A 15738-nucleotide genomic window follows, 5' to 3' on the forward strand; every position below is an offset into this window, starting at 1 on the left:
TTAAGTACGGGCAGAAACAAAGGGAAATAAACGGCGAGTCAGCTTTGGAATGAAGGCAAATTTACCTTCATGAAGGTAACGATAGTGTTCCCACAATTGCCAATAGGGACTACCAACTTTAATCCGCGTACCAGCCCAGTGGAGATATTTTAGTCGTTGTCCTCGGTCATAGAGAGCGTAATCTTGCTGTTGAAAATTTTGCGAACCTGCCCAACTACCAGGCCCGCCCCCAGGAATTTTGACGAGATTACCACGTTTAGCAATCAGCTTCAAAACAAGGTAATTCAGAATAGGTTGGTCTGTAACTCCTTCAGAAAAATCAAAATATTCGCGATGCATTGCACACTGGCTTAAAGCTTCATCCATCTGTTTCTCGGTAATAACTCCCTTTCTCGAAGCCCAAAAGCCGCTGTTGAAAACGTCTTCTAATTGGGCATTTGAAAAAATTTGATGCTCTATTACAAATGGGGAAAAGACATTTCGTAGCTTGTCATTAGCATAATGATAATCGCAGCAGAAAAAATCGACTTCTGAAAGCTTGTCTAGATTGTCTGCGATTTTTTCAAAAACGACAATATCAGTATCAATATAAATAAACTCATCTAAAGGCCCAAACCATGCCACAAGTTTACGCATTTTATTAGGTAATGCGAGGAAATCTCTATCAAAAATTTCCCCTATGCGTTTAGTTAAATTATCAAGAAGTTCTAGATTTGGGAAAACTTGCACATTATGTAAACTGGCAAGTTGCTCTGCTACCTTGTGATAGTTGTCATTAAAAGGGATAAGATAAACGGTCACTTCTTGGTCATAGTGGCGAATGCTATTGAGTAAAGCGATCGCATTATCAATAACGCGGTCATTAGCAACTATATAAATTCCCCGACTCATAAAATTATCCTTGATTAATTAACTTTAATTTTCGCAAAGCTCTTGTAAGTAAATTTGGTGGTGGAGCGTCATAACGTTTAGGAGGATTATTAAAGATTGGACGCTTCTCTGGTTCGTGTAGGTAGCGATAGTGAAGAAATAAATCTCGATAGGGAAACTCAATATTTTCTCCAGCACATACTGCTTGATTAATGTTAGGAGGAATACCAATATAATGCAGATAAGTTAGTCGAGCACCTTTATCATAAAGAATTTTGTCTTGTTCTTCAAAATGTTTAGAAGTAACAGAGCAGCCTGTTATTTCATTATTTGGTAAGTGATGAGCAAGATTATAAACTGGTGTGCCAGACCTCATAAACATATAGTTGAGAACTGGCTGATCTCCTGTAGGATAGAGTATTTCCCTCTCGCCTGCTCTCAAGTAAGATAATAATTCTTCTAGTTTATATTGGTCAAATAAACCTTTTTTAGAAGCGTAAAATCCTGAGCAAAAAATTTCAGTCTTGAGCCGAGTTTCTTCAAAAACTTGGAGTAATTTATCTGAATTGACGTTATAAACTTTATCTGGATATTTAAACTGAAAATCATAGACAACACAGTCGTATTCATCTAATTTTCCAAAAATAAAATCTAGTGAATTCATCACTAGAGTATCGGCATCCAGATAAACAAACCTATCAAAGGGGCCATCAAATGCACAAAAGCGTCGATGACCGCCATAAATTCTATACTTATTTTTGTTCATGCTAGCAGGACTAGCCTCTAGCATAAATTTATCCCAGCGGTTAATTGATTCTTGATTATCGTAAATAACTACATTAGGACGTTTAGCTATTTCATCAGCAATCCGCTGCATTTTGTCATCAAAAGGATAGATACAAACAGGAGTTTCTTTACCCAATATCACATCAATACTGTTGAGCAAAGCCAGCAGTTGATCAAAAACATAATCATTACCAAGCGTACAAATACCATCCATAATTTATGAGTGTTGAGTAACAAAATTTGATAACCAGTTAAGCAGATTTAATTTGTGTAATATAATTTGACGTGCTTCTGCGATCGCATCCTTGGCAGCATACCAAGCATCAGGTGTAGCAGTCACTTCTTTTATGTAGGCAATGCCTTTTTCATCTAAACTAGGCAATCTTAAAAAACTACCCGGTGGCAATAATTTATCAGCAGCCGGCCCACCGTAGTAAATTGGTAGACACCAAGCAAGCAAACTATCCCAAAGTTTCTCACTCACATACCAATTATTATCAGCATAGTTTTCAATTGATAGATTGTAGTAGTAAGGTGCCATCCCGTACCACTTATTACTAAGTTCTCCTAATGTTTTCGCCCATACAGGTAAGTTACGCCCATACAAATCAAACTTAATTTCACTTGATTGTAAAGACTGCAAAAAGTCTAAACGCTGGCGGTGGTTAGCCGTGCGGCTAATTCCAGAAGTAATCCAACTGCATGGAGCAACCTTTTGAGGACATGGCATTTCATTTAAATCCTGAAAGGTGTTTGAGTGATACCAAATAGCAGGCATATAGTCGGAAGTGGGAGCAAAATCATCAGGCCCAGAAACGTAACCACAATACTTTTGGGCTTGTTGATAATTCTGATTGTTTATTTCTACAATTTCATCTAAAGGTGGTTCTCTAAGCAAATAAATAATTCGCTCTTTATCGACATTACGCAACAAAGAATCGATGTTTAATTCTGATGGTTGCTGTGGTTTGCGAAAACTATCTAACCAAGATTTCTGTGGCGATTTTTGAGGAAAATCGAACTGATACATTATTAAAAAATCTGGTTTTGGTGCTAGTGCTAACATTTGCATATTGCCCCAAATTCCAAATTGATTGGGGGTTTGTTGCCACAGCCAATCGCCTCTAGTTTCTAAACCTCGATAGCTGCTAATCATACCTATAGTTTTTATATTCATTTTATTTATTAGTTATTTGTCATTTGTTAAGAGTCAAAAGTTATTTCCATTCCTCCGCTCTCTCTATCTTTGCCATTTTCCATTACGCAATAAGTGGGGGAAGTAGAGATGCATCGACGTAACTAAGAATTTTTGCCGCTCTATTTTCCCAAGAAAATTGCTTGACAAACTCAACACTATCTGGATAACCCTCTACTTTTCTGGGATGAGTTTTTAAAACACGCTTCAGACATTCGGCGAATTTGCTTGGATTATCTGGCTCACACCAAGCAGCGATGGCTTCTCTACGAGAGGCTTTGCCAACGCCAACACCTCCGGTGAACGCTTGAATATCTTGAAACTCAATTAATGAGGGAATTTCTGTGGCTACAATGGGAGTTCCAGAGGCGAAGTAGTCAAACAGCTTTAGGGGAGATGTAAAAGTTGCTGCCTTTCCTGAACAATGAGGATGAGCTAAAATATCGGCTGCTTGTAGCAAAGATGCTAACTCATCATGCAAAACATAGCCCAAAAATGTAATATTATAAACTTGCTTTTCTTTTGCTAATTGCTGATAGTATTCGACTTCTGTTGGCTTACCACCTGCACAGACAAATTGCACATTTGGCATTTCACTAGCCACATCAATTAGTACGTCAATACCCTTGAATTGTTGTAGCGCTCCTGCATACACTATCAAATGCGATCGCTCCATCAGTAATTTTTTGCGCCATTCCGCCGCTTTTTCTGGTTGTCTCTGCATAAATAAGCGGTTAAAACCATTGTGCAGCTTAATCACTTTTTCTGGTGGAATGCCATTTTTAATCATGGTTTCGCGGATGGTGTCTACAACTGTGACAGCAATTTGAAACAGCGGACTTTTAACAATTTCTGGCTCGAATAGTTTATCTTCATGGTGATGGTGTTCGTAGATTGCAGGAATGCCATTTTTAATCGCAGCTTTGACGAAATTCCAGTTACGACTGTGGACAAGTTTGGTAGTAGGAAGTATATGAAATGGTAAATAATATTTGCTGGCAATGGTGTTAGAGTCAGTGAATTTGCTTTGAAAATGGTCAATTGGCCAAGGCATCGGTAAGGGAGAAACTTTTAACTTGTCATGGAGATTGTAATATTTGATAAGTTCTGTTGGAGTTTTTCTAGGTTGAAAAGGACGAACTAAATTAGCTGGTTTAATAGCTCTAGAATTTTTATCAGGGTATACCAAAACTGTTGAATATCCTAAGTTAGCGGCTGCATTAGCTGCATTTGTAGACTGTACTAAGTGAGCTTCTGGCTGGGGCAAATTTTCACCAATAAAAAAAACATAGTGTTTTTTTAAAGCAATATTTTTCATAAATTTAGTTAGTAATACTATCCTCAAATTTTTCTAAGTTATCGAGTAGATAGATAGCAGCTTCATAAGTTTCTGTAACTAATTTATTTTGTTCGTTGTGCGTAGATATTAAATTATCAGCTAGAGAGCGAAGAGAGCTAAGTATGGGATTAAGACAAGTCCTAAACTCAACGGAAATATGATTAAATGTTTCATATTCACTGGTTGCAATATTCTGATTTTGCTCAGAAAGTGAGAGGAATTTACCTTTCAACTGCATGTTAACAACATCATCAAAAACATCAATGGTATTAAGAATTCTCCAGGCTGATTTATAGGATTCTTCAATTAATTCTTGCCGCTCTTGAGAATTGTCTACCATTTCATCAAGTAATAAGCGTAAAAACCCAATCATTGAGTTCAACTGCGTCCGAATTTCGTGAGAGATGCGGAGCAAGCTTTGATTACGTTTAACAATAGCTTCTGGGCGTTCAGCAAATTGCATTGAATAGAGGCGTGAGTAGTAACCGCCTTTTTGTAAAAGTTCTTCATGGGTTCCCACCTCTACCACCCGTCCTTGATCCAATACAGCAATTTGATCGGCTTTTTGGACTGTAGAAAGACGGTGAGCAATTACTAGGGTTGTCCGATCGCGACTGAGATCATCGAGTGCAGCTTGTACTAAGCGTTCGGAAACGGTATCTAAAGCACTGGTGGCTTCATCAAGTATGAGAATGTCTGGATTTTGTAGCAGTGCGCGAGCGATCGCTAATCTTTGTCTTTGTCCACCAGACAACATGACGCCGCGATCGCCAATCAGGGTGTCAAAACCTTGGGGTAATTTACTGATAAACTCATAGGCATTTGCTCGCTTTGCTGCTGTGATAATTTCATCCTCGGTAGCCTCTGGTCGTCCATAAGCAATGTTATTTCCTACCGAGTCATTGAACAGAAAGGTATCTTGACTGACAATTCCCATCCGCTTTCGCAGGGATACAGCATCAAACTCGCGCAAATCAATGCCATCAATGGTAATGCAGCCAGATGTTGGGTCGTAAAATCTGGGTAAAAGGTCTGCCAAAGTGGATTTACCAGCACCGGAACCGCCTACTAAAGCTAAGGTTGTGCCATGTGGTAAGTATAAATTCACATCTTTGAGCACCAACTTTTCATGACTGGGGTAAGCAAAGGAAAGGGAATTAAAACGTACTCCCTCTTGTAATTTCGTGTAGGGAAGCTTACCGTTACCCATGAATGGCTTATCATCCAAGCTCAAAAATTCACTTGTTACGTCCACACTGGTAGCAGTACTTGCAAAGTTGCTGCGAATAGTATTTAACTCAGAAATTAATGGCAGTACTCGCAGCAGTAAGAATAGATATGTTAGAAGTACAGGGGCCAGGGAAGTAATTTGGTCGGCAAAGAAAATTTTACTCAAAAGTATAATCAGCAGTAAAGCTGTAATACCCATGACTTCACTCAGGGGTGTTATCGCTCCCGAATTAACCTGAGATTGAAAATCTGCTTTTTCGCGATCGCGGATTAATTTCTTAATTCGTTGATATTCTTTTTCTTCATTTCCAGTTGCTTTGACTAACCTAACTCCATTCAGAGTTTCCAGCACAGTAATTGAATATGCTTTAGACATATCGCTAAGCTGTTTACCAAACTTTTTAGAGCGATAAATAGCATACTGATTTATTAAAGTTACTAACGATAGCAAAATCGTTGAAGCAATCGTTAGCTGCCAAGAAATTGACAATAACAACCCAACAAAAACTAAAATAGTAATCCCTAAAATACCTAGCTTGACTGTACTACCTACAGCGCCGGCTGCACGACCAATTTCTCCACCAAGTCGATTAATTAAATCACCAACTTTCGTTTTGGCGTAATAATCTATATCAATTTCTAGCAATAATCTTAGTCCGGCTTCTCGCATATCTGCTGTCAATGCTCGTGTTAAAGAACTCGATGCTAAAGCACTGGCATAAGCCGCTAAGTTTTTTAAAATAATTGTGAATATAATAGCTCCAGCCATTACTCCTGTGCGGTAATTTGCTGAAATATTATCAAAGGGAGACATTATTGTTTTGAGAAGAGTAGGAGCACTACTTAAATCTACTTCTTGTCCGACAATTCTTAAAACTACTGGTACAATTAGAGCCGTGCTGACCCCATTAAATAAAGCTCCAGAAAATCCTAACAATATTGTCAATAGAATCAAACCTGGATAGGGTTTAGCAAATCTTAGTAGTAATTTTCTGGTAGACATTGGCTATTTGTAAATTTACTTATTAATTAATATTATTCACCAGTTAGTTGTTCAATTAGCTAATCATCAAATCAAAACACTAAATATTTTCATAAATTAGTTAAAACACAAATTTACCATAATCCTAGCTTTTAAAGCTTTGACAAAATAGTTAATCTCATTACTTCCACATATAAATTACCTCCATCAATATCTATAATCGAGAAATTATTGACTTGAGCGTCGAAGCCATCGCCTCTATGCTGTAGTGCTCCACACATCTTTCTCTTGCCTTGAGAGCTAGCTGATTCGCTGACTCTAAATCTTGAAATATCGATTGAATTTGTTCAGCAATTTGTTCAGGACAAGCAGGTTCAACTAAGTAACCAGTATTACCTAAAATTTTGGGAATATCTCCAACGCGAGTTGATAATACAGGTTTAGCCATTGCCATCCCATCTGTCAACTTGAGGGGAAATTGAGCGCGAGTTTCAAGAGTATCTCGCTGGGGAACAACAACAATGTGAGCAGCAGCTACTAAATCAGGCATAATATCAGCTGGATACTTTGGCAGTTTGATAATCCAGCGTCCCCACTGTTGTTGAAGTTGCTGATCATAATCATCATAAGGACTGCCACCCACAATCACCAATTTTAAGTCTGGTTGATTAATTTTATCTAACGCTATTAGAACATCTTCTAAACCTTTATAAGGTCTTGGCGCACCAGGAAACATTAAAATACGATATTCAGATAAACCATAGCGAATTCGACTCGATTCAGGTTCATATTGAGCAGGATCAAATAAGCAAATATCTTTACCATTGGGAACAAATGTACCGCCAAAACGCTGTTGCAAAAATGTAGTATGCACAGTCACAGCGTCAGCGCGACTTACTAAACCTTCCATCCATTTAACGTATAAAGGATGATAAGGATTTCTGAGTGCGCCGTCTGATTTTAATAATTCTCTAGCTAATTGTTTGAGTGTAGGATGATAATGCCAATCATCACCACCATGCCAGCTGAGTTCCCAATCATCTATATCTAAAATGACTGGTTTTTGGCTATATAGTTTTTTGAGTAATGCAACTCCAAAGCTTGCTGTTTGTGGTTTAATTGCATAAATTATATCTCCATTTATTTTTGGTAAAAGTTTTCTCATTTCGCCAAAAAAATCTGGAAAATTTTTGCCAGGTAAATGATAAACATTTAACTCTGATGGTAAATTTCGATATAAGTTTTTTCCAAATAAAAATCCCATAATTTCAACTTCCAGCCCTAAAGTTTTGAGGGCTGCTGCTATCAAGTATGCACGCAAAATAGCTGCACTTGATAAGTCTGAAACTAACAGTGATATTTTTGAAATTTTTTTCACTATTTTTTCACTGGTTTTTATTTAGTGCGCCAAGGATTTGTAACTTGATTCGGCAAAAATACTTTAGCGAATCTGTCAAAAACCCTTGTATACAAAGAACGAGTAATATTTTTAGCATATTGAGGACGGTAAGGATACGTACAGTGAAGTACTTTAATTTCATCTTGAATATTATAAGCGTCCTGCCATTTACTGAGATAATTGTATGTAGGTGGTAATATTTTCATCTTTGGATGTACAGATGCGATCGCAGAAGCAAATGCTCCTTGGTCTTTTAAAAGTAATTTATCTTGGTTATTTTTAACAATTTCAAAATAGTATTTAAATTTATCAAAAAATAACTTAGTTATCTCTGTTTTCCGAAAAGCCATAAAACCGCCATTATATTGCACACTATCTTCTTTTAAAGGTAGACCGATAGATTGCAGAATTGGTAAAACATTAGGCAAAAGGTCTTGTTGCTTTCCCCGTAATAAATTTGTTGCTTTAACAATATAAGGTTGCACATCCTCAGTTAATAAAAAATCATATTCATCTAAATACTCAAACACATCATTGATATCACAAAGTAAACAAATATCTGAATCTAGATAAATTGTTTGCTCAAAATCAGAAGCTTCATATAGAGCTAGTTTTGCGTGTCGTGATGCTAAAACAGGATTTTCATTCGCCGGGGCTGGCTTTAAAGTTACATTTTTGAAAGCTTTGAGTAAAGGATAGAGAACTTTTGGAACTTGGTCAATTAGAATAATTATTGGTTCTTGATGAAATTTCCTAATTGCTGCTAAAAAATGAATACAATCTTGAAAAGAGTAAAGACCTGTCAGAATTGTTATAAAGCCTCTTTTTGATTTCATATAATAGTTATTTTAAAAGTTCTTGCACTTCCAAAGAAAAGTTTTTCCAAGTCAAATGTTCAACAGTTTTACTGATATTAGCTGGAATATTAAAAGCCTGGTCGATTAATTTACATACCACTTCACCGGGACTATCAATATCAAAGATAAAGCCATTTTCTCCATGATTAATGATATCAGGAGCAAATCCTGTTCTACTCGCTACAGGGACAATATTACACATCATCGCTTCAATTAAAGGTATAGGGCCACCTTCTAATTTCGCAGGTGAAACAAAAACATCCATCTCAGCATAGTACTTAGGGTAATCCGAATAAGGAGCTTGAATATAAGATAAGTTTGGTAAAGCAATTAGTTCTTCAAATCTTTCGTATTGATCCCAATCTCTACCCAAAAGAATAAACTTTCTATGGGGCATTGACTTGATAATATTAAATATCAATTCTGGAGATTTTCTAGCATAGTATGCTGTACAAAAACCAACAGCGCCATTTAAACGTTGATGGGGTTGAAACATTGCAGGATCAGCACCACCCAAAATAAATGTCGTTTTTTTACTGTTTACCCCTTGGTTTTTGAGTAACTCTACAAATTGTGAGCAGGTACATATAACTTTAGTACTTTGATTTAGCGTATAAATAAGTTCTTCATTGCTTCTACCAATATCTTTTGGATGTGTATACCAAACGAGTAGCTTGCTTTGCCAAAGAATCGGGTTTTGCTTTAAAGCTATAGGTAAAAAAGAGTAGTGAGCAAAAAAGTATGCTTTAGCTTGAGGTAGCTCGGTCAAAGAATATGCAAAAAAATATTTACCTGGAAAATATGTAGCAATTTCTCTGCATATTGCTTCGAGTATCCAGCCTTTAGCATCGTGAATTACAAAAACTAGATCATATAGTTGATGATCATCTAGATTATTTTTGATTAAATTGCTAAATTTTGATTTAGCTTTTTCCAAAATATAAGGATATTTATATTCTTTTACTTTAGCAATGCTGAAAATTTTAAAACATATATTTTTGATTAACGGCTTATCTAAAAAATGCATTGTTTTAATCCATTTTTGTTTATTGAAATAAATTGGTTTTAAATATGTAATAGTATTATCTTTGACGTCTGAAAGCGAATCTTGATGATTCTTGATAATTAAATTATTTGATATCTTTAAAAGATAAAATAATATGATAAATTTAACTTTATATTTATAGTTATTCCTATAGAAATTTTACTGATAAATCTAGGTGAATTTTGTTATGAGTTGGTATATTTACCGTGGAAGTACGGTTGTACACTATCATGATTTATGAAGTAGTACAGTTATAATAGTGAAAGTATAAATAGTTGATGTAGCTTGTGCAAGTAACCCTGTTACTTACTGAGGTATAGGATTATTAATCAATACCAAACATTTATTTGCGAAGGAGACAGAGGTAATGGAGGTAATGCGTCTTGAGGCACTCTCAGACAACTATATATTTTTACTGCACGACAGCAAACAAAATATTGCCGCTGTTGTCGATCCAGCGGAGGCGGAACCAGTCTTAAAGAAATTGACAGAACTAAAAGCTGATTTAGTAGCAATTTTTAACACGCACCACCATAACGATCATGTGGGTGGTAACAAGCAGTTAATGCAACACTTCCCGAAAGTGACAGTTTATGGCGGAGCTGAGGATCGCGGACGAATTCCTGGACAACAGGTGTTTTTGCAACAAGGCGATCGCGTTGAGTTTGCAGACCGAATAGCTGAAGTAGTCTTCGTTCCCGGACATACTCGCGCTCACATTGCTTACTACTTTCCTCCAGAACAAGCTGGTGTTGGGGACTTATTCTGTGGTGATACGCTGTTTGCTGGCGGTTGCGGTCGTTTATTTGAAGGGACACCAACGCAAATGGTAGACTCTTTAAGCAAATTGCGCTCTCTACCTAACGATACCCGCATCTGGTGCGCCCACGAATACACCTTAAAAAATCTGCAATTTGCTTTGACTGTGGATGGCGACAATGCCGACCTCAAGAAGCGCTACGATGAAGTCAAGGCTTACCGTAGTCGAGGAGAAGCGACGATTCCCTCGCTGTTGGGAGTGGAGAAGCGTACTAATCCCTTTTTACGTTGGGAGCAACCGTCATTACAATCAGCAGCCAAAAGCAGTGATCCTGTGCAAACCTTTGCTCGGATACGGGGAATGAAAGACAGATTTTAGTCAAGAGTTGACACGCTTTGTGATTTTTCTGACGCTAATAGTTGCGATCGCACCCTACCTTTCGCTACGATCTGTAAGCTTTAGGGTATAGGCAAAGCCGCTTGGAATACAGCTACACTCACATGAGCTATTCTGCCCAAACCTAAATTAATGAGATTTTACAGGAAAAACGAAAAACGATGGCGAAACGCGTGCAATTAGTTTTAAATCAGGATATCAGCAAGCTGGGCAAATCTGGCGACTTAGTAGACGTAGCTCCCGGCTATGCTCGTAATTACTTGCTTCCTCAAAAATTGGCAACCCATGCCACTCCCGGTATTCTCAAACAAGTAGAACGCCGTCGTGAACAAGAACGTCAACGGCAATTAGAACTTAGAGAACAAGCTCTGGTGCAAAAAGAAGCTTTGGAAAAAGTTGGTAGCTTGACAATTGCTAAGCAGGTTGGTGAAAACGAAGCAATTTTTGGTACTGTTACCACTCAAGAAGTTGCAGAGGCAATTCAAGCAGCTACCAATCAAGAAGTTGATCGGCGTGGCATTACTATCCCCGACATTAACCACCTTGGTACTTATAAAGCCGAAATTAAGCTGCATTCTGAAGTAACGGCGCAAGTCGATATTCAAGTTGTAGCCAGCTAGAAGACAGGAGACAGAAGACAGGAGACAGGAGACAGAATGATTTTTAGGTGAGCGCCTTGATGGGTTTAAAATCTGGCACTTGTAAGCAGAATCAAAAAGAAATCATGACATTTAAATTCCACTCCTTATAGCTTTTGTCTCCTGAATCCTGTAAAGATGCGGTTAATCGCGTCTCTACTCCTGACTTTTAATGTTTGATTATGGCTGAAGAACTGCATTTTCAAGGTGATGGTAGCAATCGCCTACCACCCCAAAATATTGAGGCGGAAGAAGCAATTTTGGGGGGAATTTTACTAGATCCAGAAGCGATTAGTCGAGTTAGCGATCGCCTCCTTCCCGAAGCTTTTTACATTAGCGCTCATAAAGATATCTATCAAGCAGCTGTGAGGCTCCACACTCAAGGTAAACCCACAGACTTACTCGCGGTTACAAGTTGGTTGGCTGACCATGATATCCTGACCCGCATTGGTGGCAGAAATAAATTAGCAACTCTGGTAGACCGCACAGTGTCAGCAGTCAATATCGACTCCTTGGCAGGGTTGGTGATGGAAAAATACCTGCGGCGACAGTTAATCAAAGCAGGCAATGAAATTGTGCATCTCGGTTACGAGACAGAAACCGAGTTACCAATCGTCCTCGATCAGGCAGAACAGAAAGTTTTCGGCGTTACTCAAGAACGTCCCCAATCAGGTCTAATTCACATTTCTGATACCCTGATTAATAATTTCCAGGATATTGAAGATCGAAATCAAGGTATTGCCTTACCTGGTATTCCCTGCGGATTTTATGATTTAGATGCCATGACCAGTGGCTTTCAGCGTTCTGATTTGATTATTGTCGCTGGTAGGCCATCAATGGGAAAAACGGCCTTTTGTTTGAACCTTGCTCATAATATTGCTGCTTCTTATAAATTACCGGTTGCTGTTTTCAGCTTGGAAATGTCCAAAGAGCAACTAACGCAACGTTTATTAGCTAGCGAAGCGCAAATTGAAAGCAGTTATCTGCGGAGTGGACGCCTCAGTCAAACACAGTGGGAACCTTTAAGCCGTGCTATTGGTATCCTCTCGGAAATGCCAATTTATATCGACGACACGCCGAATATTACAGTCACACAAATGCGTAGTCAGGCGCGGCGACTCCAAGCAGAACAAGGAACTGAACTAGGATTAATTGTTATAGATTACTTGCAATTAATGGAAGGAGGAGGTGATAACCGCGTCCAAGAGTTATCAAAAATTACGCGTCAACTCAAAGGTTTAGCGCGTGAATTATCTGTACCAGTTATTGCACTATCTCAGTTAAGCCGAGGAGTAGAAGCACGCACCAATAAGCGCCCAATGCTATCGGATTTGAGAGAGAGCGGAAGTATTGAACAAGATGCGGATTTAGTAATAATGTTGTACCGCGATGAATATTACTCTCCAGATACTCCAGATCGCGGAATTGCAGAAGTAATCGTAGCTAAACACCGCAACGGGCCAACTGGTACTGTAAAACTTCTATTTAATCCACAGTTTACAAAGTTTCAGAATCTCAAACTTTAATAATTTAGCAAAACAAAATAATTAGTAAAAGGGACTGGGTACTGGGGATTAAAGACTGGGGATTGGGTAAAAACGGAAAAATTCTAGAAGTGGCTTTAATCCCAAACTTATTTTGGAACATCTTCACAGTCCCCAGTCCCCAGTCCCCAGTCCCCAGTACCCAATCCCTACTTAACGTCCAACAATTCCACATCAAACAACAGAGTGGCGTTAGGTGGAATCACACCACCAGCACCGCGAGAACCATAACCTAACTCAGGGGGGATGATTAACTGGCGTTGACCACCTACCTTCATTGTGCCAACTCCTTCATCCCAACCCTTGATTACCTGTCCGACGCCGATTTTAAAGTCGAAGGGTTGACCGCGATCGCGTGAGCTATCAAATTTAGTACCATCTTCTAAAGTGCCAGTGTAATGTACCACGACCTTTTGTCCGGTTTTAGGAGTCGCTCCAGTCCCCTCTTTTAATTCGACATACTTCAATCCAGAAGGGGTGGTTACAGCATTAGCATCAGACATAGTATTACTCGCAATTAAGGTATTGTTTTCAGTTTCAGTCGTAGGCACTGGTAGTGTTTGGGACAATTGGGTAGCAATGGCAGTATCCTGTCTACCGCCAACTTGCGCCAACACCAAAAGCACAACACATGCCAGCATGAACACCACGCTGAGAAATATTGCTTTCAAAATCAGTTCTCCCTACTTAGGTAGCCTGGTAAAAGGATTACCAACAGAACACATTTAGTTTAAATCACAAAGGACATTCTAACGCCAAAGCTTATTTTCTAAATCGCGCACTTGACGCTCTAAACGGTCAATTCTACCCCGCAGTTCGTCCACCTCAGACTGGCGAGCTACCCCTAAATCCTGCATCATATTTCGCATTTGTCGTTGCATTTGGACATCCCAATTTCCCTGCTCCGACTTTAATTGCTGTGCAATATCATCAATCACAGCCTTGGCTTGTTCAGGATTGAGCTTACCATCTTTAACTAAGTCATCGCTGACTTGCCGTAGTTTTTCTGCAACTATAGATGTTGTACCAAGACCTACCATCATTAATTGTTGCAACCAGTTATTATTATCCATACTCCCTTCCTCTTCTTGTTTCAAACCAGCCGACCCTTGCTCCTGAGTGTACGCAATCAAGCTATGCTGTAAGCGTAGTTATTCTAGCCTACAGCTCTATTTTGGCAAATTGGCAAGCACAGGGATCACAGGGCGTGGTTATAGAACTCCTTAAATTTCATGTTGCTCCCGATTTACGGGAAAATTTTATTCAGAAGGATGCAGAAATTTGGACAGCAGCGCTGGCTAAGTATCCTGGGTTTCTCGGTAAAGAAGTTTGGATTACTCCCGACAACTCCAAAGAAGTTATCCTAATCATTCGTTGGGCAACGCGAGAACAGTGGAAAGCTATACCCCAAGCAGATTTGCAGGCTATTGAAAACAAATTTGCCCAAGTAGTGGGAACTCATCCGATTATGGAATCAGCGGAGTATCAAGTACGGAAATTCCCCCATATTTGACGGTAATGCGTAGACATGCAGTGTTGAGGTAAGTCGCAGTTGGTTTGCGTTGGTTGCAAACTGCTTAACTTGAAAGGCTTGTCGCTAGATATTTAGGAATTGATTGCGATCGCGCAAACTATGAAGGTGTAACGCTGTAATGACTTTATTGGTACGATGTCCAAGGACAAAGGTTGCCGACATCAGAAGAACGCATCAAACAAGCAGTAGACACAGATACTTTTAGCTAAAGGCAATGCAAGGATTACTTAAATTCTTGACTGCAATCCTGCTATACTTTTTCAAGTTTTTCCTGTACTAAAGTTTTTAGTAAATTTACAATGTCAACATCAAGTGATACGCAAAAGCAGATGTATGAGGCTTATGCCTCGTCATACAAAATTTTTTTAAAAAATTGGCAAGTTAACCGACAAAAAGCTTTAGAGATGCTTGACAAGCATCTTAAAAGCAGTCTTCCTGAGCAAGCAGAGGTTTCAGTGTTAAGTGTTGGCCCGGGCCCTGGAGAGTTCGATAAGCAATTTATCCACTTCCTCCAGCAAAATATGGCTGAGGGACAAGCATTAAAGTATGTAGTAGTGGAGCCTAATCATATTCATCGGCAGATCTTTGAAGCAACGATGCAGTCTGCTAATTTTGGCAAAGTGCATTTCGAGATGCATCCGATGAGTATTGAGGATTTTCAGACAAATGACAAATTTGACTGTATCCATTTCACGCATTCAATTTACCATATGCCCGGTCAAGAGAGGCGCTTAATCCTTAAGTCGCTTGATATGCTCAAAGACGGAGGAGTTGTTTTCATCACTCTAGATACAGAAGAAGCAGTGATATTTAAATTGATTACGAAATACGCAGAGGTCGTTGGGAATGAGCAATATTGGCAAGAAGGGTCTTCCCAGATGATGGAATCAAATAAGTTACGTAAAATTATCGATGATATCGGTCTGTCGTATAAATTTGAAAGCTATCCCGAATATCTAGATGTTTCTGCTTGCTTTGAGCATAATTCCGAAGAAGGTAAAGTATTGATGGATTTCCTTTTCCAGGCTAACTTAAGTAACGCCTCTCCCGAATTAAATCAGCAGCTACTTTCCCTAGTTGACGAAGTGGCGATTGATCAGAATAGTCGCAAAATGTTGTATTTGCCGGCTGGCACATTTGTGATGCCAAAACAATAGTACAAG

15 protein-coding genes are annotated in these 15738 nt (G+C 38.8%); 5 read left to right on the forward strand and 10 right to left on the reverse strand.

Features of this window, described 5'->3' with window-relative positions:
- The 8 genes from FNW02_RS25750 to FNW02_RS25785 all read right to left on the reverse strand — a co-directional run bounded on the left by FNW02_RS25750 (position 1) and on the right by FNW02_RS25785 (position 9685).
- The gene (locus FNW02_RS25750; protein ID WP_191760328.1) at positions 1–891 is read right to left on the reverse strand and encodes an Npun_R2821/Npun_R2822 family protein; all 891 of its coding nucleotides are present in this window, start codon (positions 889–891) and stop codon (positions 1–3) included.
- Between the two features lie 4 nt (positions 892–895).
- Positions 896–1870: an Npun_R2821/Npun_R2822 family protein gene (locus FNW02_RS25755; RefSeq protein ID WP_191760329.1), complete on the reverse strand. Its 975-nt coding sequence runs from the start codon at positions 1868–1870 to the stop codon at positions 896–898.
- Positions 1871–1873: 3 nt separating this feature from the next.
- Entirely contained in the window at positions 1874–2833 is a 960-nt protein-coding gene (locus FNW02_RS25760) for a glycosyltransferase family 10 domain-containing protein (RefSeq protein WP_191760330.1), read from the reverse strand.
- Between the two features lie 82 nt (positions 2834–2915).
- Complete coding sequence (locus FNW02_RS25765; RefSeq protein ID WP_191760331.1) at positions 2916–4169, reverse strand: glycosyltransferase family 4 protein; 1254 nt, start codon at positions 4167–4169, stop codon at positions 2916–2918.
- Between the two features lie 4 nt (positions 4170–4173).
- The gene (locus tag FNW02_RS25770; RefSeq protein WP_191760332.1) at positions 4174–6423 is read right to left on the reverse strand and encodes an ATP-binding cassette domain-containing protein; all 2250 of its coding nucleotides are present in this window, start codon (positions 6421–6423) and stop codon (positions 4174–4176) included.
- 193 nt (positions 6424–6616) lie between these two features.
- A complete protein-coding gene (locus tag FNW02_RS25775; RefSeq protein WP_191760333.1) occupies positions 6617–7780 on the reverse strand; it encodes a glycosyltransferase in 1164 nt (387 codons plus the stop codon).
- A 17-nt stretch (positions 7781–7797) separates the two neighbouring features.
- Entirely contained in the window at positions 7798–8637 is an 840-nt protein-coding gene (locus tag FNW02_RS25780) for a putative nucleotide-diphospho-sugar transferase (protein WP_191760334.1), read from the reverse strand.
- Between the two features lie 7 nt (positions 8638–8644).
- Entirely contained in the window at positions 8645–9685 is a 1041-nt protein-coding gene (locus FNW02_RS25785) for a glycosyltransferase family 4 protein (RefSeq protein WP_191760335.1), read from the reverse strand.
- A gap of 385 nt (positions 9686–10070) precedes the next feature.
- Between FNW02_RS25785 and gloB the strand changes: the two genes are divergently transcribed.
- The 3 genes from gloB to dnaB all read left to right on the forward strand — a co-directional run bounded on the left by gloB (position 10071) and on the right by dnaB (position 13023).
- Positions 10071–10841 carry a hydroxyacylglutathione hydrolase gene (gloB, locus tag FNW02_RS25790; protein WP_191760336.1) on the forward strand — a complete coding sequence of 257 codons (771 nt, stop codon included), beginning with the start codon at positions 10071–10073 and terminating at the stop codon, positions 10839–10841.
- Positions 10842–11020: 179 nt separating this feature from the next.
- Positions 11021–11479 carry a 50S ribosomal protein L9 gene (gene rplI, locus FNW02_RS25795; RefSeq protein ID WP_191760337.1) on the forward strand — a complete coding sequence of 153 codons (459 nt, stop codon included), beginning with the start codon at positions 11021–11023 and terminating at the stop codon, positions 11477–11479.
- Between the two features lie 200 nt (positions 11480–11679).
- Positions 11680–13023: a replicative DNA helicase gene (gene dnaB, locus FNW02_RS25800; RefSeq protein ID WP_191760338.1), complete on the forward strand. Its 1344-nt coding sequence runs from the start codon at positions 11680–11682 to the stop codon at positions 13021–13023.
- Positions 13024–13190: 167 nt separating this feature from the next.
- Here the strand turns inward: dnaB and FNW02_RS25805 are convergent, their stop codons facing one another.
- Together FNW02_RS25805 and FNW02_RS25810 are read right to left on the reverse strand one after the other, a co-directional pair.
- Positions 13191–13712 carry an FKBP-type peptidyl-prolyl cis-trans isomerase gene (locus FNW02_RS25805; protein WP_191760339.1) on the reverse strand — a complete coding sequence of 174 codons (522 nt, stop codon included), beginning with the start codon at positions 13710–13712 and terminating at the stop codon, positions 13191–13193.
- Positions 13713–13790: 78 nt separating this feature from the next.
- Entirely contained in the window at positions 13791–14114 is a 324-nt protein-coding gene (locus FNW02_RS25810) for a phasin family protein (RefSeq protein WP_191760340.1), read from the reverse strand.
- A gap of 134 nt (positions 14115–14248) precedes the next feature.
- Between FNW02_RS25810 and FNW02_RS25815 the strand changes: the two genes are divergently transcribed.
- The gene (locus FNW02_RS25815) at positions 14249–14554 is read left to right on the forward strand and encodes a TIGR03792 family protein (protein WP_191760364.1); all 306 of its coding nucleotides are present in this window, start codon (positions 14249–14251) and stop codon (positions 14552–14554) included.
- Positions 14555–14874: 320 nt separating this feature from the next.
- The gene (locus tag FNW02_RS25820; RefSeq protein WP_191760341.1) at positions 14875–15732 is read left to right on the forward strand and encodes a methyltransferase domain-containing protein; all 858 of its coding nucleotides are present in this window, start codon (positions 14875–14877) and stop codon (positions 15730–15732) included.
- Positions 15733–15738: the final 6 nt, after the last annotated feature.

This window comes from Komarekiella delphini-convector SJRDD-AB1, from assembly GCF_014831675.1.
Classification (GTDB): Bacteria; Cyanobacteriota; Cyanobacteriia; order Cyanobacteriales; family Nostocaceae; genus Komarekiella.